Annotated in this window: 20 protein-coding genes and 2 pseudogenes; 8 read left to right on the plus strand and 14 right to left on the minus strand. The window is 64.5% G+C overall.

Translation table 11 applies throughout. From position 1 onward, the window contains the following. Nucleotides 1–14: 14 nt before the first annotated feature. Nucleotides 15–1247: a bifunctional phosphopantothenoylcysteine decarboxylase/phosphopantothenate--cysteine ligase CoaBC gene (coaBC, locus tag RFM98_RS15185; protein ID WP_320309876.1), complete on the plus strand. Its 1233-nt coding sequence runs from the start codon at nucleotides 15–17 to the stop codon at nucleotides 1245–1247. Here coaBC and RFM98_RS15190 read toward each other — a convergent pair. The 8 genes and pseudogenes from RFM98_RS15190 to RFM98_RS15225 form a co-directional block, all read right to left on the minus strand. Continuing rightward, a complete protein-coding gene (locus RFM98_RS15190; protein WP_320309630.1) occupies nucleotides 1244–2710 on the minus strand; it encodes an MFS transporter in 1467 nt (488 codons plus the stop codon). The two genes, coaBC and RFM98_RS15190, sit on opposite strands and share 4 nt — an antisense overlap. A gap of 152 nt (nucleotides 2711–2862) precedes the next feature. Then, nucleotides 2863–3345: a DUF992 domain-containing protein gene (locus RFM98_RS15195; RefSeq protein WP_320309631.1), complete on the minus strand. Its 483-nt coding sequence runs from the start codon at nucleotides 3343–3345 to the stop codon at nucleotides 2863–2865. Between the two features lie 93 nt (nucleotides 3346–3438). Further along, entirely contained in the window at nucleotides 3439–3915 is a 477-nt protein-coding gene (locus tag RFM98_RS15200) for a DUF992 domain-containing protein (RefSeq protein WP_320309632.1), read from the minus strand. 210 nt (nucleotides 3916–4125) lie between these two features. Beyond that, on the minus strand, nucleotides 4126–4977 hold the full coding sequence (locus RFM98_RS15205; protein ID WP_320309633.1) for a tetratricopeptide repeat protein: 852 nt from the start codon (nucleotides 4975–4977) through the stop codon (nucleotides 4126–4128). A 132-nt stretch (nucleotides 4978–5109) separates the two neighbouring features. Further along, on the minus strand, nucleotides 5110–5376 hold the full coding sequence (rpsU, locus tag RFM98_RS15210; RefSeq protein ID WP_027165252.1) for a 30S ribosomal protein S21: 267 nt from the start codon (nucleotides 5374–5376) through the stop codon (nucleotides 5110–5112). Nucleotides 5377–5554: 178 nt separating this feature from the next. Further along, nucleotides 5555–5941 (minus strand): SET domain-containing protein, encoded by a 387-nt coding sequence (locus RFM98_RS15215; RefSeq protein ID WP_320309634.1) that lies wholly within the window; start codon nucleotides 5939–5941, stop codon nucleotides 5555–5557. Nucleotides 5942–6051: 110 nt separating this feature from the next. Further along, nucleotides 6052–6171: pseudogene (locus RFM98_RS15220) on the minus strand (SDR family oxidoreductase); the annotation flags it as partial. 78 nt (nucleotides 6172–6249) lie between these two features. Then, nucleotides 6250–6621 (minus strand): DUF2568 domain-containing protein, encoded by a 372-nt coding sequence (locus tag RFM98_RS15225; protein WP_320309635.1) that lies wholly within the window; start codon nucleotides 6619–6621, stop codon nucleotides 6250–6252. 209 nt (nucleotides 6622–6830) lie between these two features. Here RFM98_RS15225 and RFM98_RS15230 point away from each other — a divergent pair, with 209 nt between their 5' ends. The 5 genes from RFM98_RS15230 (at nucleotide 6831) to RFM98_RS15250 (ending at nucleotide 12345) form a co-directional block, all read left to right on the plus strand. Continuing rightward, a complete protein-coding gene (locus tag RFM98_RS15230; RefSeq protein ID WP_320309636.1) occupies nucleotides 6831–8084 on the plus strand; it encodes a sarcosine oxidase subunit beta in 1254 nt (417 codons plus the stop codon). Nucleotides 8085–8156: 72 nt separating this feature from the next. Next, on the plus strand, nucleotides 8157–8453 hold the full coding sequence (locus RFM98_RS15235; protein WP_320214743.1) for a sarcosine oxidase subunit delta: 297 nt from the start codon (nucleotides 8157–8159) through the stop codon (nucleotides 8451–8453). Next, on the plus strand, nucleotides 8450–11458 hold the full coding sequence (locus RFM98_RS15240) for a sarcosine oxidase subunit alpha (RefSeq protein WP_320309637.1): 3009 nt from the start codon (nucleotides 8450–8452) through the stop codon (nucleotides 11456–11458). The genes RFM98_RS15235 and RFM98_RS15240 overlap by 4 nt, the downstream gene beginning before the upstream one ends. Continuing rightward, complete coding sequence (locus RFM98_RS15245) at nucleotides 11451–12035, plus strand: sarcosine oxidase subunit gamma (RefSeq protein WP_320309638.1); 585 nt, start codon at nucleotides 11451–11453, stop codon at nucleotides 12033–12035. The genes RFM98_RS15240 and RFM98_RS15245 overlap by 8 nt, the downstream gene beginning before the upstream one ends. An 85-nt stretch (nucleotides 12036–12120) precedes the next feature. Continuing rightward, entirely contained in the window at nucleotides 12121–12345 is a 225-nt protein-coding gene (locus RFM98_RS15250; protein WP_320309639.1) for a hypothetical protein, read from the plus strand. A gap of 153 nt (nucleotides 12346–12498) precedes the next feature. Here RFM98_RS15250 and RFM98_RS15255 read toward each other — a convergent pair whose 3' ends face one another. The 6 genes from RFM98_RS15255 to RFM98_RS15280 form a co-directional block, all read right to left on the minus strand. Continuing rightward, nucleotides 12499–12726 (minus strand): DUF680 domain-containing protein, encoded by a 228-nt coding sequence (locus RFM98_RS15255; RefSeq protein WP_320309640.1) that lies wholly within the window; start codon nucleotides 12724–12726, stop codon nucleotides 12499–12501. A 167-nt stretch (nucleotides 12727–12893) separates the two neighbouring features. Further along, the gene (locus tag RFM98_RS15260; protein WP_320309641.1) at nucleotides 12894–13538 is read right to left on the minus strand and encodes a TetR/AcrR family transcriptional regulator; all 645 of its coding nucleotides are present in this window, start codon (nucleotides 13536–13538) and stop codon (nucleotides 12894–12896) included. Nucleotides 13539–13671: 133 nt separating this feature from the next. After that, complete coding sequence (locus RFM98_RS15265; protein ID WP_320309642.1) at nucleotides 13672–14448, minus strand: SDR family NAD(P)-dependent oxidoreductase; 777 nt, start codon at nucleotides 14446–14448, stop codon at nucleotides 13672–13674. 18 nt (nucleotides 14449–14466) lie between these two features. After that, the gene (locus RFM98_RS15270) at nucleotides 14467–15504 is read right to left on the minus strand and encodes a phosphotransferase family protein (protein WP_320309643.1); all 1038 of its coding nucleotides are present in this window, start codon (nucleotides 15502–15504) and stop codon (nucleotides 14467–14469) included. Beyond that, nucleotides 15501–16013, minus strand: coding sequence for a MaoC family dehydratase (locus RFM98_RS15275; protein WP_320214735.1), 513 nt, complete (start codon nucleotides 16011–16013; stop codon nucleotides 15501–15503). The genes RFM98_RS15270 and RFM98_RS15275 overlap by 4 nt, the downstream gene beginning before the upstream one ends. A 17-nt stretch (nucleotides 16014–16030) precedes the next feature. After that, nucleotides 16031–16846, minus strand: coding sequence for an SDR family oxidoreductase (locus RFM98_RS15280; RefSeq protein WP_320214734.1), 816 nt, complete (start codon nucleotides 16844–16846; stop codon nucleotides 16031–16033). A gap of 132 nt (nucleotides 16847–16978) precedes the next feature. On the opposite strand from RFM98_RS15280, the gene RFM98_RS15285 reads away from it, so the two are divergent. Together RFM98_RS15285 and RFM98_RS15290 are read left to right on the plus strand one after the other, a co-directional pair. Continuing rightward, complete coding sequence (locus tag RFM98_RS15285) at nucleotides 16979–18220, plus strand: acyl-CoA dehydrogenase family protein (RefSeq protein WP_320309644.1); 1242 nt, start codon at nucleotides 16979–16981, stop codon at nucleotides 18218–18220. 5 nt (nucleotides 18221–18225) lie between these two features. Then, nucleotides 18226–19262, plus strand: a pseudogene (locus RFM98_RS15290) (zinc-binding dehydrogenase). Nucleotides 19263–19346 lie beyond the last annotated feature (84 nt).

Raw genomic sequence — 19346 nt, forward strand, 5'->3', positions numbered from 1 at the left:
AACTGGTCTTTGGGATGGCCCTCTCCGGCAAGCGCATCCTGCTCATCATCGGTGGCGGCATCGCAGCCTACAAGGCGCTCGACCTGATCCGGCGGCTGCGCGAACGCGGCGCTTCTGTTCGGGTTGTGATGACGGCTGCCGCGCAAGAATTCGTCACCACGCTGTCGGTCGGCGCGCTTTCTGCGGATCATGTCTTCACCGAGCTGTTCGACCGCAGTGACGAGCACGATGTCGGCCATATAAGGCTGTCGCGCGAGGCCGACCTCCTGGTCGTGGCGCCGGCCACCGCCGACCTGATGGCGAAGCTCGCCAACGGCCATGCCAACGACCTTGCCTCGACCGTGCTTCTGGCCACCGACAAGAAGGTGCTGATGGCGCCGGCGATGAACCCCAAAATGTGGTCGCATCCGGCGGCGCGGCGCAACCGGGCGACCTTGCAGAAGGACGGCATCGCCTTTGTCGGTCCAGCCAAAGGCGAGATGGCCGAAAGCAACGAGGCGGGCGAGGGCCGCATGGCCGAGCCGCTGGAGATCGTCGCCGCGATTGAGGCCATGCTCGACGTGAAGCCGAAGCCGTTGGCCGGCCGCAGGATCATCGTCACATCGGGGCCGACGCATGAGCCGATCGACCCGGTGCGCTACATTGCCAACCGTTCCTCGGGCAAGCAGGGCCATGCCATCGCGGCCGCACTTGCAAAGCTCGGCGCCGATGTGCTGCTCGTCTCCGGTCCGGTCACCATCGCCGATCCGGCCGGTGTCGCGACCACTCATGTGGAAACGGCCGCCCAGATGAAGGAAGCGGTCGAGAAGCTGCTGCCGGCGGATGCCGCCGTGTTCGTCGCGGCGGTCGCCGACTGGCGCACGGCGAACGCCGCCGGCGAGAAGATCAAGAAGGTTGCGGGCGAGGGGCCGCCTTCGCTGCAGATGGTCGAGAACCCGGACATCCTGGCCGGCATTGGCCATCATGCCAAGAGGCCGGGCCTCGTTGTCGGCTTCGCCGCCGAGACACAGGACCTCATCGCCAATGCCGAGGCGAAGCTCAAGAAAAAGGGCGCCGACTTCATCGTTGCCAACGACGTTTCGCACGAAAGCGGCATTGGTCCGGCCGGTGTGATGGGCGGCGACCGCAACAAGGTGCGCATCGTCTCCAGGACCGGCGTCGAGGAATGGCCGGAAATGGACAAGGAAGAGGTGGCGGCGCGGCTCGCCGCGCTCATCGTGGAGCGACTGCAGTCGATCGTCGTTTAACTGGCAGCTTCCTGTGGCCGTGTCGGCGGCAGCGCGATTCTGAGCGCCGCCAAGCATCCAACAATTCCAAGCGGCACGAAAGCCAGGAACAGCCAGCCGGCGACATTGGCCGCAGCTTCGCGGGTCAGCCCTTCCGAGAAGCCGCAGGCATTGGCGATGATGCCGGCAAGTGCTGCGCCCACCGCATAGCCAATGCGCTGCATGGTCGGCACCGCCGCCGAGGCGATGGTCTGCTCGCCGTCGCTGGCCGAGGCGACGATGACGCGGGTCAGGAACGGCCAGGCCACACCGAAGCCGCCGCCCTGCAACAGAGCGCAGAGCAGGATCAGCGGTATCGAACCGGTTGGAATTGCATAGGCGAAGCCGGCAAGGCCGGCGGCGATCATCAGCGCGCCGATGACGATGATCAGTCGTTCACGTTCCAGCGGCGCATTGGCGACGGCTATCGACAGAATCGACCAGGCGATCGATTCGGCAGCGATGATGTAGCCCGTCGTCAGGATCGGGATATCGTGCAGTGTGGTGAGCAGCAACGGCCCGTAGATGGCGAAGGTGCAGGTCGCCACGGAAAAGGCGGCAACCATGATCATGCCGCTGCCGAGCGGTGAGTTCCAGGAGAAGAGTTGCGAGGGAAACAAGCGCGAGCGCGGCTTCAGCGCATCGACGCGGAAGAACAGCGCAAGACCGGCAAGGCCGAGCAGTATGAACAGCGACGAGCGCAGCAGGGCGATGTCGACGCCGGCCGCGGCGATCAGCACGATGCTGACTGCAAGGCAGCCCAGCGCGACGAAGGGAAAGGACGGCGCCGTGCCGGCACTGACCTGCGGTCGCTTCGCCTGTGGCGTGCTGAGCACAGCAAAGCTTGCCAGAGCCATTGCCGCGCCGCCAAGCGTGAAGACGCCGAAGGCCCAGCGCCAGGACAAAAAGTCGACCATGATCGCGCCGAGCATCGGGCCGCTGAAGGCTGCGACGCCCCAGATCGCCGACATGATGCCGAAAAGCTGCGGCCAGATGTTGCGCGGGAACAGCCGCTCGACCGAAACGAAAGCGAGCGACACCAACGCGCCGCCACCCAGGCCTTCGATCAGCCGTCCCGTTAGGAAGACCGGCATCGAGGGCGCCGTGGCGCAGACCAGCGCCCCCGCGGCGTAAAGCAGGGCAGCCGCCATCATGTTGGTGCGCAGCGCGACGTAGCTGACCAGCCGGCCGGCGGCGGCACCCGCGACGATGGCGCCGAGTTCGTAGACGGCCAGCGACCAGCCGACGAACTGGACGCCGGCAAGGTCGCCGACCATCGCCGGCATGACGGTTGCGATCATCGTTTCGTTGGTGGCGTGGAGCAAGATGCCGAGGCTGATGAAGCAGAACCGCGCCAGGTCGCCGCTGGCCCATAGCGCCCGCCAATCTACCTTATTCGGTGCCACATTGTTGCCGCCCGTCTTGTCGCCACCTGTTGCCGTCACGTCGATCTCCTGCTTGCGATTCGCAGCCTCATCCGCATTGCGAATGGGCGCCAGATCCAGTTCGGCAGGGCTTGTAGAACCTCAAGAGCGGTTGAGCTCAAGAGGCTTTTTCGTGTTCGCGGCGGGCTAGCCGATCGGTGCTGGTGGAAAAGTCAATTTGCGCTGCTGCGCAGCTGGAACTGGCTGACGCCGATGGCGATGTTGAGACCAGTCTGGGTCTGGACGCTGAGCGGCTGCAGGGTGAAGGCGTTGCCGGTGCCGCCGACCAGCAGGTTGGCGCCGGCGCCGACCGCGGCGGTCACTTCGGCGCTGGCGCCGACATAGTCTCCGGCCAGCGCGCCTGGGGCATAGATGTTGTTCATGGGCGTCAGCACCAGCCAGCGCATCACGCTCTGGGTGGTGGTGCCGATGTCGAGGCCGTATTTGTTGACGGCGCCGAAATAGGCTTCCGGCGCGAAGGTCTTGTCGGCGGGCGTGAAGGTGCAGCTCAGATCCTTGCTGGAGCCGAAGACGAAACCGGTGCCGCCGCCGATGGCGCAATCCAGCACACCGAGCTCGAAACCACCGGTCTCCGCTCGAGCATCTCCTGCCAGAGCCGCGATCGCGAGGGCGGCTGCGGCGATGAACCTCGACATAGTGCTCCCCCAAAAAGAATGCGGCCCGGAACGGCTACAATGTCCTGTTCCGGGCCGCGCGTATAGGGAGCGGATGTCGTTGCTGGCCGTGCCTTACTTGTAGGAGTGGACCAGATCCAGCGACGCCACCGCGACGGCCAGGTTGACGCCGGTCTGCGCCTGGACGCTGAGCGGCTCCAGCATGAAGGCGCCGTTCAGGCCGCCAACCAGGAGATTGGCGCCGCCGCCGGTTACCACGCTCGCCTCGGCATTGACGCCGTAATAGCTACCAGCGAGGTCGCCCGCCTCGTGATGAGGGGTTGCGGCAAGCACCGCCCAGACGAGCTGGCCCTGATGCGTTTGGCCGAGATCGACGCCGAGCTTGGAGATCATGCCGGTATACCGCTCGTCCGGCCCGTGGTGAAACGGGCGGAAGGTGCAGGAGACGCCCTTGTTCGACGTGATGACGTAGCCGATGCCGCCGTCGATGGTGCAATCGAGCGTGCCGAGCTGGAGCCTGCCGGCGCTGACCGGAGAAGCGAGGACCGTGGCGGCAACAGCGGCAGCGGCACAGGCAAGTGTTTTGATCATTGGAAAGGTCCTTTCGCGAAAACTTGGCCCCGGCTTGAAACGGTCGAGGTGCGCGGAGCGTTCCGCCGAAAACTTGGCGCGAACATGGCAAAGGTTGATGCATTGCCCTGGGCGGTTAACGGATCGCTATCGGCGTCTCCGCACCGCAACACTGCGGTTGCCGACGGCCGCCGAGCGTTATGCAACACGCTCGTGGCATCAGCCTCGCAATCAGCTGGCGTTGCTGCCGGTGCGCGACAGGCCGTCCTTGGCCGGCTGGTAGTTCGGGTCGAGGTGGACAGCCTCGCGGTAGGACTTGGCGGCCCTTACCTTGTCACCGCGCTTTTCGTAGATCAGCGCCTGGTTGGCCCAGGCCTCGGCATTCTTGCCGTCGAGCTTGATGGCCATGTTGAAGTCGCTGAAGGCGTTGTCCTCGTCGCCTGTCGCCAGATACGAGAGGCCGCGGCCGTTGTAGGGCTCGGCGGCGTCCGGCGCCAGCGAGATCGCGGTCGAGAAATCCTCGATGGCGAATTTGTGCTGACCCTGGCTCTGATAGATCAGGCCGCGATTGTGGTAGGCGCGAGCGTCCGTGGTGTCGAGCTGGATCGCCTTCTGGAAGTCGGTGAAGGCATCCTGGGTGCGGCCCGCCTTGCGGTAGAGATTGCCGCGGCCGATATAGGCTGCGTCGTAGTTGGCGTTGATCTGGATCGACCGGTTGTAGTCGGCTAAAGCGGCTTCCTGATTGCCCAGGAAGCGCTGGATGAGCGCGCGGTTGGAATAGGCCTGGTAGAAGTTCGGGTTGAGCTGGATGGCCTGGTTGAAATCCTTGAGCGCCGCCTGGTACTGGCCGCCGCGGCCATAGGCCGAGCCGCGCACGTTGTAGCCCTCGGGATCCTGCGGATTGCGCTGGATGACCGCCGAAAGCGAGGAGATGTTCTCGCTCGACCCTTGCGCCTTGTCGATCGAGTTGAACTCACCCGTCGGGGCCGTCTGGCATGCTGCAAGCGTCAGACCCGAAAGCAGGGCCGCCGTCAGGGCGAAGCCGCGAAAAGCGGTTCTGCGCTCCACGGAAATTGCGTTCATCTTTGTCCTCACTGCCGCAGCGCCGTCAGTCCGTTCCCTCTCCGAACCGGCTCCTATGCATAAACAAAAAGGTGGCGGCGATTCCGCATCGCGCCACCTTCGGTATCCTTCGAAAAGGACGAAAAATAGGCGTTATGAGCGCGGCGAGCGCGATGCGCCGGCAGCACCAGCCGGAGCCGGGCGCGGGGTCATCGGCAGCAGGCCTTCGCGCTGGGCGCGCTTGCGGGCCAGCTTGCGGGCGCGGCGCACGGCTTCCGCCTTCTCGCGGGCACGCTTCTCCGACGGCTTCTCGTAGTGACCGCGCATCTTCATTTCGCGGAAAATACCTTCGCGCTGCATCTTCTTCTTCAGCGCGCGAAGCGCCTGATCAACGTTGTTGTCGCGGACGAGTACCTGCACGGGCAATCCTGTCTTCGGGTTTGAAATCGTAGGCAAACAGCAATAGCTGACATGCCTCCGCGGCGAGCTGCACCGCGAATTGTGGCGGCTGATAGCAGAATCAGCTTGGGATGTCCACCGTCGATTGCGGAAAAGCGCGATCAAAAACCGGAGGGCTGCGCCTGAACGTTTGTTTGCCTTACGCGGTGGCCAAATGGAGGCGCGCAAAGTCCTCGAAAAACTCGCCATAGTCGCAGGTGATTTCCTCGCCGGCCGCGATGTCGCGAATGGCTATGGCGCCGCCATATTGCGAGAAATCCGTATTCGGCCGCTCGGAGTGGTTCATGAAGCGGCCATTGTCGACCTCATAGACCATGAAGCCGGGCTTGTCCGGGCTCGGATAGGCATAGCGGTCGAGCAGTTCCCTCAGATGCGGGCCTGCGGCTTCATATTTTTCCGTCGGGATCAGCCGGTCGAAGTCGGGATCGAGGCGCCAGATCGAAGCGCCTTTCCGGACAGGGTCGGCGGCGAAGACGCCGACGCCCTCGATGGCGCTCTGGGCAACATAGGTTCTGATCAGCAGCATCGTTCCGGTCCGATTTCGACGGGCAATCAAGATCGTCAAATCCGACCGGAATGCAAGGCCGCGTAGCGAAGTTTTGGATTGGCGGGCATGCTGGCGCCCCGCCAATCTGTTCACGTCCGGTTGATCGAGACGCCGCCATCGGCAAACAGCGCCATGCCGGTGGTGAAGCTCGACGCGTCAGAGGCCAGATAGAGCGCCGAGCGGGCGATCTCTTCCGGCCGCGCCATGCGGACTCGACGGCGGTTGGAAGTGAGGTCGCAAATGACGATGGCCGCGGCCACCCGAAACCGGCAAAGACCGCGGTCGGTCTACTGCCGCAACAGCCAACCCAGTCGGTCCCATGAGAAGGTGTAGCTGAGGGCGATCAGCAGCGCCATGACAATGCCCGCGGCGGCATGGCCGGCCAGATAGAATCCGGCGGCACCGCCAAACAGCACGACAAGTTCCAGCACCAGCCTGACGGCCCCCGGCACCGGCACCGGAGCCCGGCCCGATCGGCTCGGATCATTGAGCACGGCGAAGGTGCCCCACGACACAGCCGCAGCGAGCGGCAAGGCGATTGCGAGGGCCCAGCGCCCGTACCCGGCCGGGTAGCTCCAGCCGGCCATGCAGAGGCCAAGCAACGCGGAAAGCTCGAGCAGAAAGCGCAGGGTCAGATTCCACCAGGCGTTACCCATCATTGTCCTCTTGCGTCACGCGACAGGAGTGTCGCCGAAGACAGCCACCGAAGCCAGACCGGATGCCTCGTTTTGACTGCGGCGCAAAACGGCAAGCGCCGTCGCAAACAGCGCAAGGATGGCAGCGCGGTTTCGCTAGTGATACACCTCGCAAGCCGGGGCAGGGATGCCCGGCCGCAAATCCGCGAAAGCTATTGGCGCGAGGCTGGAACGTGAAGAAATACTCGGTATTCGCCATTGCCCGAGAGGCGATGCGCGGCCACAAGGGCTGGGAAGAGCAGTGGACATCGCCCGAGCCGAAGAAGGAATACGACGTCGTCATCGTCGGCGCCGGCGGGCATGGCCTGGCGACGGCCTATTATTTGGCGAGCGAGCACGGCATCACCAACATCGCGGTGCTGGAAAAGGGCTGGCTCGGCGGCGGCAACACCGGCCGCAACACCACCATCATCCGCTCCAACTACCTTTATGACGAAAGCGCCGGCATCTACGACCATGCGCTGAAGCTCTGGGATGGGCTCAGCCAGGAACTCAACTACAATGTCATGTATTCGCCGCGCGGCGTCATGATGCTGGCGCACAACGTCCATGACGTCCAGGTTTTCAAGCGCCACATCCATGCCAACCGCCTCAACGGCATCGACAATGAATGGCTGACGCCGGAGCAGGCGAAGGAATTCTGCCCGCCGCTCAACATTTCCAGGGAAGCGCGCTATCCGGTGATGGGCGCGGCATTGCAGCGGCGCGGCGGCACGGCGCGCCATGACGCGGTCGCCTGGGGCTATGCGCGCGGCGCCTCGGCGCGTGGCGTGCACATCATCCAGAATTGCGAGGTCACCGGCATCAAGCGCGCGGCCAATGGCGCGGTCAGCGGCGTGGAGACGACACGCGGCTTCATCGGCGCCAAGAAGGTCGGCGTGGTTGCGGCCGGCCATTCCTCGGTGATCATGAACATGGCCGGCGTGCGCATGCCGCTCGAAAGCTATCCGCTGCAGGCGCTGGTGTCGGAACCGGTCAAGCCGGTCGTGCCCTGCGTGGTGATGTCGAACACGGTGCACGCCTATATTTCGCAGTCGGACAAGGGCGAACTGGTGATCGGCGCCGGCACCGACCAGTATGTCTCCTACTCGCAGACCGGCGGCCTGCACATATTGCAGCACACGCTGGACGCCATCTGCGAGATGTTCCCGATCTTCACGCGCATGAAGATGCTGCGCTCCTGGGGCGGCATCGTCGACGTGACGCCAGACCGTTCGCCGATCCTGGCGAAGACGCCGGTCCAAGGCCTCTACGTCAATTGCGGCTGGGGCACCGGCGGCTTCAAGGCGACGCCCGGCTCGGGCAATGTCTTCGCGCACACGATCGCGAAGGACGAGCCGCATCCGATCAACGCGCCCTTCACGCTCGAGCGCTTCCGCACCGGCCGTCTTATCGACGAAGCGGCCGCGGCGGCGGTGGCGCACTGACGATGGCTCAACCGCTTTGCGATAAACCGGCCGGCGCGCGCGTCGGTCACGGCAAGTTTTAGGATCACCCAGATGCTTCTCATCCGCTGCCCCTATTGCGAGGAAGAGCGCCCGGAACTCGAGTTCCGCAATGCCGGCGAGGCGCATATCGCGCGCTCGGCCAACATGGCCGGCGAGAGCGACGACGATTTCGAGAAATTCTTCTTCATCCGCGCGAACCCGAAGGGCGTCATCTATGAGCGCTGGCGGCATATCCATGGCTGCGCGCGCTTCTTCAACGCGGTGCGCGACACCGTCACCGACAAGTTCGTCATGACCTACAAGGCCGGCGAGCCGAAGCCCGCGAAGTTGCCTGGAGCCTCGAAATGAACGCCGCGTTCCGCATTTCCGGCGCCGGTCGCCTCAGCCAGGCGAAGACCGCTTCGTTCAGCTTCGACGACAAGTCCTATACCGGCATCGAGGGCGACACACTTGCGTCGGCGCTGCTCGCCAACGGCGTGCACCTGGTCGGCCGCTCGTTCAAATATCACCGGCCGCGCGGCTTCTTGTCGGCCGGGGCGGAGGAACCCAACGCGCTGGTGCAGATCGTGCGCGACGATGCACGCAAGACGCCCAATGTGCGGGCCACGGTCCAGGAGCTTTATGACGGGCTGACCGCCAATTCGCAGAACCGCTGGCCGTCGCTCGCCTTCGACGTCGGCGCGGTCAACGACATCGCCTCGCCGCTGTTTTCGGCCGGCTTCTACTACAAGACCTTCATGTGGCCGAAGTCAGCCTGGAAGAACCTTTACGAGCCGAAGATCCGCGCCGCGGCCGGTCTTGGCGTCTCTCCCGACAAGCCGGATCCGGATCACTATGCCGCGCGCTATGCCCATTGCGAGGTGCTGGTGCTGGGCGGCGGCGCTGCCGGCATCGCGGCCGCACTTGCCGCGGCCGAAACGGGCGCGCGGGTCATCCTCGCCGATGAGCAGGCCGAATTCGGCGGCAGCCTGCGCTTCGAAAGTGGCGCCAGGATCGATGGCGAGACCGGCTATGCCTGGGCGCAGGCGGCGATCGCGAGGCTCAAGGCGATGGACAATGTGCGCGTACTCTCGCGCACGACTGCCTTTGGCTATTACGCGCAGAATTTTGTCGGCCTGGTCGAGCGGGTCAGCGACCATCTCAAGAGCCCGGGCCGCGAGCTGGCGCGCGAGCGCCTGTGGCAGATCCGCGCCAATCGCGTCGTCATCGCGACCGGCGCCATCGAGCGGCACATGGTGTTCGCCAACAACGATCGTCCCGGCGTGATGCTCGCTTCGGCGGCGCGCACCTATCTCAACCACTACGGCGTGGCGGTCGGCAGGAATGTCGGCGTCTACACGGCCAACGATTCCGCCTATGCCACCGCGATCGACCTCAAGAAGGCCGGCGTCAATATCGCGGCCATCATCGACCTGCGCGACAACCCGGCCGGGCCGGTGATCGACGAGGCGAGGGGTCTCGGCATCGAGATCAATTTCGGCCGCGCGGTGGTCAGCGCCGGCGGCAAGCTGCGCGTATCCTCGATGACCGTGCAACCGAAGAATGGCGGCGGCGAACGGACCATCCCGGTTGACGCCATCCTGATGTCGGCCGGCTGGACGCCGTCGGTGCACCTGTTCTCGCAGTCGCGCGGCAAGGTCGCCTTCAACGACGAGACCAAGCGCTTCGTGCCCGGCACCTATGCGCAGGACTGCGTCTCGGTCGGGGCCTGCAACGGCACCGACGGACTGGCGGCTTCGGTCGACGAGGCTTATGCGGCCGGCGCCAAGGCGGCGAAGGAGGCCGGCGGCAAGGATTCCAGCGTCAAGACCGGCAAGGGCGCGAAGCCGAAGGTCGATGCCGGCGAAAGCTGTTCGCGCGGCATGCTGGGCGCGGCGCCCGGCGCCGGGCCGGACACAAGGGTTAAGGCTTTCGTCGATTTCCAGAACGACGTCACAGCCAAGGACATCCGCCAGGCGGTGCATGAAGGCATGCACTCGATCGAGCATGTCAAGCGCTTCACCACCAACGGCATGGCGACCGACCAGGGCAAGACGTCGAACATGCACGGCCTCGCGATCGCCGCCGAGACGCTCGGCAAGCCGATCCCGCAGGTCGGCCTCACCACCTTCCGCGCGCCCTATACGCCGGTGACCTTCGGCTCGATCGTCGGGCATGCGCGCGGCGCCCTGTTCGATCCGACCCGGCGCACGGCAACACATGGCTGGGCGGCTTCGCACGGTGCTGTGTTCGAGGATGTCGGCCACTGGAAGCGCGCCTGGTATTTCCCCAAGGCCGGCGAGGACATGCATGCCGCCGTCGACCGCGAATGCGTGACGGTGCGAAAAGTGGGCGGCCTGTTCGATGCCTCGACGCTCGGCAAGATCGAGGTGGTCGGGCCGGACGCGGCGAAGTTCATGGAGCTGCTCTACACCAATCCCTGGGAGAAGCTGGAAACCGGCCGCTGCCGCTATGGCATCATGCTGCGCGAGGATGGCTTCATCTATGACGACGGCGTCGTCGGCAGACTGGCGCCCGACCGCTTCCATGTGACGACGACGACCGGCGGCGCGCCGCGCGTCATGAACCACATGGAGGATTACCTCCAGACCGAATTCCCGCATCTCAATGTCTGGCTGACTTCGATCACCGAGCAGTGGGCGGTCATCGCCGTCCAGGGACCGAAGTCGCGCGAGATCATCGCGCCGCTGGTCGAAGGCATCGACATGTCGGACGAGGCGATGCCGCATATGTCGGTGCGCGAAGGCAAGATCTGTGGCGTGCCGACAAGACTGTTCCGCATGTCCTTCACCGGCGAGCGCGGCTTCGAGGTCAATGTGCCGGCCGACTATGGCGAGGCTGTCTGGGAAGCGCTGTGGGCCGAAGGCCAGAAGCATGGCGCGACCGCCTACGGCACCGAGTCGATGCACGTGCTGCGCGCCGAGAAGGGCTACATCATCGTCGGCCAGGACACCGACGGCACGGTGACGCCGAACGATGCCGGGCTCGACTGGGCGGTCGGCAAGAAGAAGACCGACTTTGTCGGCATTCGCGGCCTGACCCGGCCGGACCTTGTGGCCAAGGGCCGCAAGCAGCTCGTGGGCTTGAAGACCAAGGATCCGAAGGTGGTGCTGGAGGAGGGCGCGCAGATCGTCGAGGATCCGAAGCAGGCGATCCCGATGAAGATGATCGGCCACGTCACCTCCAGCTATTGGTCGGAGAATTGCGGCCGCTCGATCGCGCTGGCGCTTGTCGCCGGCGGCCGCGACCGCATGGGCCAGACGCTCTATGTGCCGATGCCGAACGGCACGATCGAGGTGGAGGTCACCGGCATGGTGTTCGTCGACGAGAAGGGAGAGCGCCTCAATGGCTAAGGCCGCCGCCAAGACAAAAGCCGCCGTCGCCTCCGCTTCCGTCGAGCGGCGTCCCGCACTGGCTGGCCGCACGCTGTCGGCGCCGGGCGTGAAAGTCGAGATGCTGCCGCCGGCCGAGCGCGTTTCGCTGCGCGCGCCGCAGGCTTCGCTCGCAGCGCTTTCCAAGGCGCTCGGCGTAACGCTGCCGGTCAAGCCGAAGAGCTCGGCCACGAAGGACGGGCGCACGGCGCTGTGGCTCGGGCCGGACGAATGGATGATCATCGACGAGGCGGGCAACGATCCGCTCGCCGACTGCGCCAAGGTGACAGTGCTGCATTCGGCGGTCGGCATCTCGCACCGCAATGTCGGGATTTCGGTTGTGGGACCAGCGGCTACGGTGACGGTCAATTCGGGTTGTCCGCAGGACCTGTCGCTCGACGCATTTCCGGTCGGAGCGGCCTCGCGCACCATTCTGGGCAAATCCGAGATCGTGCTGTTGCGCACAGCCGCGGATTCCTTCCGGGTGGAGTGCTGGCGTTCCTTCTCGGACTATGTCTTTACTTTGCTGTCGGAAGCGGCGAGCGACGCGGCGAACTGAATTTCCGGCGGCTGACTGTCCGAGAGGGCGCTGCCGGAACCATCGCCAGTCGGCGCCGTTTCCGCGGTCTGCGAGGAGAACGCCGATGCCGTCCAAATCCGCGCCGAAGTCTCCAAAGAAGACAGCGGCTGTCCGCTCGCTGGAGCAGGAGCGGCGTCACGAGATCGAGGAAGAAGAACTCGAGGAGGGGCTCGAGGACACATTCCCGGCCAGCGATCCGGTGTCGATCACCGGAACATCCATTTCCGGCGGACCGGCAAAGCCCGGCAAGGCCAAAACCGTGCCGGGAATGAAGTCGCGTAAGAAATAGGCTTGGGTGGATCGCTCATGGCCCGCAGGCAAACGAAAAGGGCGGCCAAGTGCCGCCCTTTTCGTTCGAGGTGTTGCCGGTAGCACTTAATTGCATGTTGCCCAAGAAGTGTGCAGCGGTTCCGGGACAACGACATGCATCAAATCAAAGACTTTAGAGACCGGGCACGAACCACGGGCTGACGTCGATGCCAAGCCGTGGGCTCTTGGTCTGGGTCTTTGCGGTGTCAGCCTTTTCGACCGAGCCGGTCGCGGTGCAATCAAGAACCACATTGGTCTGGGTGCAGGCAGCCGGGGCATGCTTGACCGACTGGTTCGCACCGGCGAAAGCAGCGCCCGAGAAAGCCAGCACGGTGGCGAGGGCAAGGATGGTCTTCTTCATTTCCGTCTCCTGTCAACCTTTTTCGTACATGTACGATACAACGTACAGATACGGTTAATGGAGGCGGAATTCAAGAACAAATTTGTACGCGTACGACAACTTTTTTTGAACGTAGGAATTTGGGCTCGCACATCAAGCGACCGACGACACAATGCCGGCGAAGGGGATCAGCAGTCGATTGGTGTGCCGGTGAGGGGAGGAACGTCGCGCGCCGACAGTCCCGCCAGCGTGAAATCGCACATGCGCTTCACATAGGCCTGCGCGTCGCCGAACGGGTAGAAGGGAAAAGTGATCAAGAGCGAGATCGTGCCGTGGCCGACGGTCCACAGCATAGTGGCGATGGCGCGCGGGTCGCCCTTGAGCTTGCCGGCGGCAACACAGGCCTCGACGCGTTTGATCAGCACCTTCATGGCCGGATTGCCCTCTTCCATGTCCTCGTAGCTGCGCCCCTCCGGCAGCTTGGTCTTCTCGGTCATGAAGACGGTGCGGTATTCGTTGGGATTGCCGAGGCCAAACGCGGCGTATTCGGTCATCACTGCCTGCAGCGCCTCGATCGGGTCGTCGGCGGGATGCTCCTCGATGCGCCGGGCGAGCATCTCGAAGGCGTCCTCGGCGAGCGCGAACAGGATGTCCTGCTTGTCGGCGAAATAGGAATAAACCGACATCGGCGCATAGCCGACGCGCTTGGCAAGCTTGCGGATGGTCAGGCCCTCATAGCCCTCCTCCTGCACCAGCTTGTGAGCTGCGGCGACCAGTTCCGAGCGAAGCTCTGCCTTCTGTTTTTCGCGGCGTTTCTGAACGCTCAGCGCCAATGTCCGCCTGCCTTTTATCGTTGGTTGCCTGACGAAATTATATACGCTGTACGGAAACGGACAAGAGAGCGATCCGGTTCCGCTACGTTCGCTCCAACTCTCTGTTTTAACGCAGCTCTTTTCTTGGAGTTGCTCAAATGGCACCGATGCCGCCGTCGAGCGCCAGCGTGTGGCCGGTCATGAAGGAATTGGCCGGGTCGGCGAGGAACAGGACGCCGGTCGTGATCTCGTCGACCTCGCCGACACGCTTCATCGGCACGCCGCGCGTGAGCTCGGCAAGCGCTTCGGCTTCGGGCGCGCCGGTGAAACGGACGAAGCCGTCGACCATCGCCGTGCGTGTATGCGCCGGGCAGACAGCGTTGATGCGTATCCCTTTGCTGGCATATTCCACGGCCGCCGAGCGCGTCAGCCCGACGACGCCGTGCTTCGCGGCGGCATAGACCGAAAGCTTCGGTGCGCCCGAGAGGCCGGCGACCGAGGCGATGTTGACGATGACGCCGCCCGCGCCGCTTTCCCTGAACTGGCGTTCCATCCGCGGGATCTGGTGCTTCATGGCATAGAAGACGCCGAGCAGGTCGACCTCCACCACGCGGCGCGCCTCTTGTGAGGTCACCTGCGGCAGGCGTACGAAGCTGTGCACGATGCCGGCATTGTTGACGGCGATATCGAGCCGGCCGAATTTTTCCACGGCAAGCTTCACCAGATCCTCGGAGAGTTTCTCCTCGGCAATGTTGCCGGCAAGCACCGCCGTCTCGGTGTCAAGCGTCGAGGCGAAAGCGTTCAGCGCATTCTCGTCGAGATCGGAGAGCACCAACCGCGCGCCTTCGGCGGCGAAAGCCTTTGCCGCGCCGCTGCCGAGACCGCCGGTCGCACCGGTGATCAGCACCGTCATCCCATCGAAACGGCCCATCGCTCAGCTCTCCCGTCTTCAGCTGTTCTTGTCGATCAGTTCCACCGCGAGCGCGGCGAGCAGTTTTACCGCCTGGCCGTAGGTCTTTGCCTTTTCCGGATTGGAGGCGTTGCCGTCCAGCGCGCGGCGATAGACGCCCTGGCAGATTGCCGCCAGCCGGAAGAAGGAGAAAGCCAGGAAGAAGGTCCAGTTGCCAATCTCCTCGATGCCGCGCCTTCGGCAGTAGGCGGCGACATAAGCCTGCTCGGAAGGCAAGCCGGCGGCAGCGCGATCGACACCGCCGAGGCCGCGAAAGCCTGAGGCATGCGGCAGACGCCATTGCATGCATTGATAGGCGAGGTCGGCGAAGGGGTGGCCGAGTGTCGACAACTCCCAGTCGAGCACCGCGATGACTTTCGGCGCGTCCGGCGCGAACATCATGTTGTCCAGCCGGTAGTCGCCATGCACCAGCGAGACGCGGCCGTCATCGGCCGGCATATGCGTTTCGAGCCAAGCAATCAGCCGGTCCATGCCGGCGATGGTTTCGGTTTCCGAAGCACGGTACTGGCTGGTCCAGCGGGCGAGCTGGCGCTCGAAATAGCTGCCGGGCCTGCCGAAATCGCCAAGGCCGACGGTGTCCACATCGACGTCGTGCAAGGCGGCAAGCGTGGCATTCATGGCATCGTAGATCGCGGCGCGCTCGTCATTGCCGGAGGCGTCCGGTAGCGAGGGATCCCAGAAGATGCGGCCGTCGAGATACTCCATGACATAGAACATGCGGCCGATCGGCGATTCCTCGCCTGACAGATGCAGCATGCGCGGCACCGGAACAGCGGTTCCGGCAAGCGCTTGCATCACCCGGAACTCGCGGTCGACCTGATGAGCGGATTTCAACAGCTGCCCCGGTGGCTTGGCGCGCAGCACATAGCGACCGCTTTTGGCGGTGAGCAGATAAGTCGGATTGGATTGTCCGGACTTGAATTTCTCGATCCCGGACAGCCCGGCAAAACCCGGGATATGCGCTTCGAGATACGGCGCAAGCGTCTCTGGATCCAGGATATTGGCGTCGCCGCTCATGCGGTCTCGGGCTGGCGCTCGATCAGCGTCAGGGTCAGCCAGCGCGCGGTCAGCGCCGGCTTCTTCGATCCTTCGATCTCGATGGTCACGTCATGCGCCGTCTGCACCCAGCCGGACGGCCTCACCTTGACGTCCGCCAGCACGAAACGGGTGCGGATGCGCGAACCGGTCTTCACCGGCGCCAGGAAACGCAGCGTATCGAAGCCGTGGTTGACGCCCATCTTGGTGTTTTCGAGTGGCGGCATGGTCTCGAAGGTCATCGCCGACAGAAGCGACAGCGACAGGAAACCGTGCGCGATGGTGCCGCCGAACGGCGTCTCGCGCTCGGCGCGCTCCGGATCGCAATGGATGAACTGGTGGTCGTCGGTCGCATCGGCGAACTGGTCGATCATGCGCTGCGTCACCGTTCGCCAGGGCGAGACGCCGACCTCCTTGCCGACGCTTGCCAGAAGCGTATCGAGACTGATCGGTTCCACGCTGATGTCCTCCGCACCCCGCCCGGATTGCATTCCTTGAATCGGGCGCCTTATTCCTTGAACAAAGTCATTCCATGCTGCACCGACTGGCCGCCGTCGATCGGCAGGATGGCGCCGGTGACATAGCTGCCGGCACGGCTGCACAAATAAAGCGTTGCGCCGGCAATGTCATCCGCCACGCCGATGCGGCCGAGCGGAACATGGTTACCGACATGTTTCGCCTGCTCCTCGGTCGCGGTGGCAAACGCCGTCATCCGGCTCTGGAAAGGACCCGGGGCAAAGGCGTTGACGGTGATGCGGCGAGCGGCGAACTCGATCGCCAGCGTGCGTGTCAAATGATGCACCGCCGCCTTGGAAGCAGCGTAGGAATAGGCATCGTCGGCCAGCGGCTGGGTGCCCATCACCGAGCCCAGATTGATCACGCGGGCCGGATCGTCGTCTCCCGCGGCGGCGTCGAGCAGCGGCAGCAGCTCCCTGGTCAGGTGGAAGACGGCGGTGACGTTGACGCCGAACACCTTGGCCCAGGCGTGGTAAGGGAACTCCTGCAGCGGCGCGCCCCAGGAAATGCCGGCATTGTTGACCAGGATGTGCAGGCGCTCCGTGCGCGCTTTGACCTCGGCGACAAGTGCCGCGATGCCGGCTTCGCTGGACACGTCGCCGGCAAAGCCCTCGGCATGGCCGGAGCCGCCGAGCGCATTCAATTCGTTGGCGACTTTTGCGCAATCCTCGCCCTTGCGCGAGGCGATCATCACATGAGCGCCGGCACGCACCAGCCCGGTCGCCACCATGCGGCCGATACCGGTCGCCGCACCCGTCACCAGCGCGGTCTTGCCGGTGACCGAGAACAGCTTGTCCAGATAGCTCATCGCATTCCTCTGCATTCCGCCCGGCCGGGGACTCGCCCAAGGACTCGCCCAAGGACTCGCGTTGACAAGGCTAGCCGAAGTACGGTCATCCTTGCCACGGGTAAAGATTTATCTTCGGAAAGGCTGGAAGCGATGGCGGATATGAATCTCGGCATGACCGAGCGGCTGAAGCCAATCCACCGGCGGGTGGCGGCGATGGTGCGCGACGAGATCGCGCCGCTCGGCGAAGAGTTCCTCGCCGAGGTCGGCAAGAGCGGCGACCGCTGGAGCTATACGACGAGACAGACCGAAATCCTCGAAGGACTGAAGAAGACGGCGCGGGAGCGCGGGCTGTGGAACTTCTGGCTGACCGATTCCAAGCGTGGCTACGGCCTTTCCACCGTCGAATACGCCTATCTGGCCGAGGAGATGGGCAAGGCGCATCTCGGCGCCGAGACCTTCAACTGCTCGGCGCCCGACACCGGCAACATGGAGGTGCTGGAGCGCTACGGCACGCAGGTGCAGAAGGACGAGTGGCTGGCTCCGCTGCTCGACGGAAAAATCCGTTCGGCCTATTTGATGACCGAGCCGGACGTCGCCTCCTCGGATGCGACGAATATTTCGATGCGCTGCGAGCGGCAGGGCGGCGACTATGTGCTGAACGGCGAAAAATGGTGGGCCTCGGGCGCCGGCGATCCGCGCTGCGCCATCTATATCGTCATGGTTAGGACCGGATCGGACAAGGAGCCGCAGCATCGCCGGCATTCGATGATCCTGGTGCCCTCCGACAGCAAGGGCATCACCAGGTTGCGGCCAATGCAGGTCTATGGCGACGACGACGCCCCGCACGGCCACATGCATCTCAGATTCGACAATGTACGGGTACCGGCGGCGAACCTGATCCTTGGCGAGGGCAGGGGGTTCGAGATCGCGCAGGGGCGGCTGGGGCCCGGCCGCATCCATCACTGCATGCGCGCCGTCGGCCAGGCCGAGATGGCGCTGGAGATGCTGTGCCAGCGCTCGGTGCGGCGCGAGGCCTTCGGCCAGTCGCTGGCAAAGCTTGGCGCCAATTTCGATATCATCGCCGAATGCCGAATGGAGATCGAGATGGCGAGGCTGCTCTGCCTGAAGGCGGCCTGGATGATCGACCAGGGCGATGCGCGCGCCGCCGCGCCCTGGATCAGCCAGATCAAGGTGGTGGCACCGCGCGTCGCGCTGAAGGTCACCGACGAGGCGGTGCAGATGTTCGGCGCGCAAGGCATCAGCCAGGACACGCCGCTCGCCCGATCCTGGACGCATTTGAGGACGCTGCGGCTGGCCGACGGGCCGGACGCCGTGCACCGGCGCCAGGTGGCGCGCACGGAACTGAAGAAATACACGCAGGAAAAGGTCTGACGGCCATGACGCTTCCATCGCAAATGCAGGGTCTGCTGCTTGTCGGCGACGGCTATACGAGGACACCGTCAGCGGCCGCGCTGGAGGCGATGCAACCCTATCTCCAACACGGCAGCATCGCGGTGCCGGCACCCGGTCCGTCGCAGGCGCTGATCAAGGTCGGCCTCGCCTCGATCAATCCGTCCGACATTGCCTTCATCAAGGGCCAGTACGGCCAGCCGCGGGTAAAGGGCCGCCCGGCGGGTTTCGAAGGCGTCGGCGTCGTCGTCGCCACCGGCGACGATGCCTATGCCAGGAGCCTTGCTGGAAAACGCGTCGCCTTTGCCACCGGCGTGTCGAATTGGGGGCATGGGCGGATTATGCGGTTGCCGAGGCCGCGTCCTGCATCCCGCTCATCGACACCGTGCGCGACGAGGATGCCGCCGCGATGATCGTCAATCCGCTGACCGCTTTAGCCATGTTCGACATCGTCAGAGAGGAGGGCGAAAAAGCCTTCATCATGACCGCGGGCGCCAGCCAGCTCTGCAAGCTGATCATCGGGCTGGCGAAGGAGGAGGGCTTCAGGCCGATCGTCACCGTGCGCCGCGATGAGCAGATGCCGCTGCTGAAGGATCTCGGCGCCGCCCATGTGCTCAACGAGAAGGCGGCGGATTTCGAGGTGGCACTGCGCGAAGCGATGAAGGCCGAGCAGCCGCGCATCTTCCTCGACGCGGTCACCGGCCCGCTGGCTTCGACCATCTTCAATGCCATGCCGAAGCGCGCGCGCTGGATCGTCTATGGCCGGCTCGACGCCGAGCCGACGGTGATCCGCGAGCCTGGCCAACTGATCTTCCAGCACAAGCGCGTCGAAGGTTTCTGGCTGGCCGAATGGATGCGCCAGTTCCGCGACAGGCTCGGCCCGGCGGTGCTGGAAGCGCAGAAGCGCTTTTCCGACGGACGCTGGTCGACCGACGTCACCGCGGTCGTGCCGCTGGACGAGGCGATGGCGCGACTGCCGGCTGAACTGGCCAAACCCAACGGAAAGGTGTTCATAAGGCCATGATGTCGGCAGGCGACGGGCTTGCGGCCGCTATGCCGCGCTGTTTTCGCCATGATATGCCGGCCGCCATCAAAACGCCGGGACGGT

It is taken from the genome of Mesorhizobium australafricanum (genome assembly GCF_033977265.1).
GTDB classification, from domain to species: Bacteria; Pseudomonadota; Alphaproteobacteria; order Rhizobiales; family Rhizobiaceae; genus Mesorhizobium; species Mesorhizobium australafricanum.

Excerpts from the sequence above, each read along its gene's own strand:
- coaBC (WP_320309876.1), top strand. The coding sequence starts at position 15 with ATGGCCCTCTCCGGCAAGCGCATCCTGCTCATCATCGGTGGCGGCATC.
- RFM98_RS15195 (WP_320309631.1), bottom strand. The coding sequence starts at position 3,345 with ATGTCGAGGTTCATCGCCGCAGCCGCCCTCGCGATCGCGGCTCTGGCA.
- RFM98_RS15200 (WP_320309632.1), bottom strand. The coding sequence starts at position 3,915 with ATGATCAAAACACTTGCCTGTGCCGCTGCCGCTGTTGCCGCCACGGTC.
- RFM98_RS15205 (WP_320309633.1), bottom strand. The coding sequence starts at position 4,977 with ATGAACGCAATTTCCGTGGAGCGCAGAACCGCTTTTCGCGGCTTCGCC.
- RFM98_RS15215 (WP_320309634.1), bottom strand. The coding sequence starts at position 5,941 with ATGCTGCTGATCAGAACCTATGTTGCCCAGAGCGCCATCGAGGGCGTC.
- RFM98_RS15225 (WP_320309635.1), bottom strand. The coding sequence starts at position 6,621 with ATGATGGGTAACGCCTGGTGGAATCTGACCCTGCGCTTTCTGCTCGAG.
- RFM98_RS15235 (WP_320214743.1), top strand. The coding sequence starts at position 8,157 with ATGCTTCTCATCCGCTGCCCCTATTGCGAGGAAGAGCGCCCGGAACTC.
- RFM98_RS15240 (WP_320309637.1), top strand. The coding sequence starts at position 8,450 with ATGAACGCCGCGTTCCGCATTTCCGGCGCCGGTCGCCTCAGCCAGGCG.
- RFM98_RS15245 (WP_320309638.1), top strand. The coding sequence starts at position 11,451 with ATGGCTAAGGCCGCCGCCAAGACAAAAGCCGCCGTCGCCTCCGCTTCC.
- RFM98_RS15250 (WP_320309639.1), top strand. The coding sequence starts at position 12,121 with ATGCCGTCCAAATCCGCGCCGAAGTCTCCAAAGAAGACAGCGGCTGTC.
- RFM98_RS15255 (WP_320309640.1), bottom strand. The coding sequence starts at position 12,726 with ATGAAGAAGACCATCCTTGCCCTCGCCACCGTGCTGGCTTTCTCGGGC.
- RFM98_RS15265 (WP_320309642.1), bottom strand. The coding sequence starts at position 14,448 with ATGGGCCGTTTCGATGGGATGACGGTGCTGATCACCGGTGCGACCGGC.
- RFM98_RS15270 (WP_320309643.1), bottom strand. The coding sequence starts at position 15,504 with ATGAGCGGCGACGCCAATATCCTGGATCCAGAGACGCTTGCGCCGTAT.
- RFM98_RS15275 (WP_320214735.1), bottom strand. The coding sequence starts at position 16,013 with ATGCAATCCGGGCGGGGTGCGGAGGACATCAGCGTGGAACCGATCAGT.
- RFM98_RS15280 (WP_320214734.1), bottom strand. The coding sequence starts at position 16,846 with ATGAGCTATCTGGACAAGCTGTTCTCGGTCACCGGCAAGACCGCGCTG.
- RFM98_RS15285 (WP_320309644.1), top strand. The coding sequence starts at position 16,979 with ATGGCGGATATGAATCTCGGCATGACCGAGCGGCTGAAGCCAATCCAC.